This window comes from Mesorhizobium sp. M7A.F.Ca.US.005.03.2.1, assembly GCF_003997795.1.
Lineage (GTDB): Bacteria > Pseudomonadota > Alphaproteobacteria > Rhizobiales > Rhizobiaceae > Mesorhizobium > Mesorhizobium ciceri.
Map to the genome: position 1 here is coordinate 1 of NZ_RZRP01000930.1, position 2,306 is coordinate 2,306.

Here is a 2,306-nt window from a genome sequence, read left to right on the forward strand (position 1 = left end):
GGCACGCACCATGCGGGCGCCGGCGACCAGCGCGACGATCTCGTCACGCGTGAACATCAGCGGCGGAAGGTCGAAACCCTCCCTCATCATGTAGCCAACGCCGGCCTCGCCGTCGATCGGCACTCCGGTCGACTGCAAATCGGCAATGTCGCGATAGATGGTTCGCTCGGAAACTTCGAGCCATGTGCCGAGCTTCTGGGCGGTGACCAATCGGCCACCGCGCAGATGCTGCACGATCTGGAAGAGCCTGTCGGCGCGGCGCATCGTATGGTCCCTCGGCGTTGTCTCTATGCATGCCGCCCGAAACCGGTCCACCTCTGGGTGGCATGCATCGTGTTTTCGCGCATGCCGTTATCCCAAAACCGCAGAACACTTTTGGGCGGCATGCCTCATGGTTTCAGTCCTTCGCGCTTGCGCTGCGCGGCGACGAACTCCGCGCCGAAGGACAATTTCTTCGTCGTCGGTGTTTTCGCATCGAGCACGCGCCAGAACGGTGCCACATCACTCGGCGTCATGCCGCGCTGGAGGTCCTCGTTGGCGGCTTCGGCAACAGTGCGCAGATGATAGCCTATGGTGACCGGGCATGTCACTTCGGCGCCATGCTCGACGGCAAGTGCTGTACGCAGCGCACGCACATCCATCTCGACGCCTTCGGGAATCGAGCGGATGAAATCATCGACCTGGCGCGCTGTCGGCACCAGCATAGGCTGGCCTTCGACGACATCGGCCATCGTGCGCGGCGTCGGCTTGACGCCGTTGATGCCTGGTGTGCTCAGTCTGTCGTTCCAACTCTTCATCGATCGTCCTTTCGACCGCCGATGCACGGGTGCCCTAAGCTGGCACCATTGCACGGCCCTCCTGACAGCATACTGTCAGGAGGCTTCAGCATACTCCTTGGCAAACAGCGTTCGCATCCGAGCGAGATCGCTGCCTCTTTCGGGGTAGAGCGTCTTCAGAAAGGCGAGCGCGAAGGTGCCCGGCGCCGAGCCTGGCGCGGAAACAATTTTGCCGTCGGCCATGGCATGCGGCACATCCTGATAGAGGCTGTCGCCGGCATAGCCGGCCTCATGACCATTGATCCAGTCGCGGCCATTGCTCGTATGCCTGGCCTTCTCGAACAGGCCGGCGCGGGCTAGCGCCAGCGTGCCGGCGCAGATGCCGCCGACCACGCCGCCGCGCGATGCAACAGCATTGAGCAGATCGGCAACATCGGGCGGTGCCTTGCCGGCCCACTCATCGGAGCCGATGACGGCGATGGCGTCGAGATCGTCATTCTCATCCGCCCCGGCCGATCGATCAGGCGTCAGCCGAAAGCCGCTGATCCCGGCCACTGGGTTGCCATCAGGCGTCAGCGACACGGCACGGGCGCCGAACCATTCGACCGCCGAGGCCGCCAGCAGCCCATACTCCCAGTCGGCAAAACCTTCGATGAAAAGGAAACCGATCGTCTTCTGTTCGGGCATAAGCTCGCTCCCATTCCTCACGCACCGGACCTGTTATCTGGGCGTTGACGCGCCCACATCCAATCGCTGGGTCGAAAAATTGGCTTCAATTGCCGCGAGGGCCACGGTCCGCATACATGTCCGGCCAGCCGATATCCTTGCGAATATCCGCCGGCAGCGAGTTCATGAACCGCTGGGTGCGGATCTCGTTGCGCATCGTGCGGATCTTGCCGACATAGTGCTGCATGCCGCGCAGAATGGTGTAACCGTTCATGGCCAGTCTCCTCTCTCTGTATGGAGGTACTATCGCATACCCCTCCTGACAGCAGTCTGTCAGGAGGATGTCAGGCGCGAGACGATAGTTGCGACCGGTGCGCGCACCGCAGGCAAGGCATCGCTTTTCGCCGCATCGAACGGTGCCGAAGGCAGGTTCGCGACTTCCGATTGTTCATAGCGACGACGTGCACTGGGCGCCGCTGTTCAGTTTCCGGCGACGGACTGTCGGAATACGAGGCCTTCAGCGGGGTGACCGCAGTTCTGATATGGAGGGAGAAAATTCTTCCCCAACAGCAGGGAGACGACGATGAGCTTGCAACTGACAGGTATCCACCATCTGACCGCCATCACCGCCAATGCGCCTGGCAATCTTCATTTTTATACGAAGGTGCTGGGTCTGCGGCTGGTCAAGAAGACCGTAAACCAGGACGACACCTCGGCCTACCACCTCTTCTATGCCGACGGCGAAGCGACACCGGGCACCGACCTTACCTTCTTCGACTGGCCGGTCGGCCGCGAGCGGCGCGGCACGCACAGCATCGTGCGGACCAGCCTCAGGGTCGGCAGCCAGGAGAGCCTTGCCTGGTG

5 protein-coding genes are annotated in these 2,306 nt (G+C 62.1%); 1 reads left to right on the plus strand and 4 read right to left on the minus strand.

Annotation, left to right across the window (positions count from 1 at the left end; genetic code table 11):
- The 4 genes from EN991_RS32715 to EN991_RS32730 all read right to left on the minus strand — a co-directional run.
- Positions 1–264 (minus strand): HTH domain-containing protein (locus tag EN991_RS32715; RefSeq protein ID WP_127370291.1); only part of this gene is annotated, 264 nt, incomplete at its 3' end.
- A 125-nt stretch (positions 265–389) separates the two neighbouring features.
- Complete coding sequence (locus tag EN991_RS32720; RefSeq protein WP_063169160.1) at positions 390–797, minus strand: hypothetical protein; 408 nt, start codon at positions 795–797, stop codon at positions 390–392.
- A gap of 75 nt (positions 798–872) precedes the next feature.
- Positions 873–1,463: a DJ-1/PfpI family protein gene (locus EN991_RS32725; protein ID WP_064993261.1), complete on the minus strand. Its 591-nt coding sequence runs from the start codon at positions 1,461–1,463 to the stop codon at positions 873–875.
- A gap of 85 nt (positions 1,464–1,548) precedes the next feature.
- Entirely contained in the window at positions 1,549–1,716 is a 168-nt protein-coding gene (locus EN991_RS32730) for a hypothetical protein (protein ID WP_013529241.1), read from the minus strand.
- Positions 1,717–2,025: 309 nt separating this feature from the next.
- On the opposite strand from EN991_RS32730, the gene EN991_RS32735 reads away from it, so the two are divergent.
- On the plus strand, positions 2,026–2,306 hold a 281-nt coding region (locus EN991_RS32735; protein ID WP_206519296.1), incomplete at its 3' end, for a VOC family protein.

Excerpts from the sequence above, each read along its gene's own strand:
- EN991_RS32720 (WP_063169160.1), bottom strand. The coding sequence starts at position 797 with ATGAAGAGTTGGAACGACAGACTGAGCACACCAGGCATCAACGGCGTC.
- EN991_RS32725 (WP_064993261.1), bottom strand. The coding sequence starts at position 1,463 with ATGCCCGAACAGAAGACGATCGGTTTCCTTTTCATCGAAGGTTTTGCC.
- EN991_RS32730 (WP_013529241.1), bottom strand. The coding sequence starts at position 1,716 with ATGAACGGTTACACCATTCTGCGCGGCATGCAGCACTATGTCGGCAAG.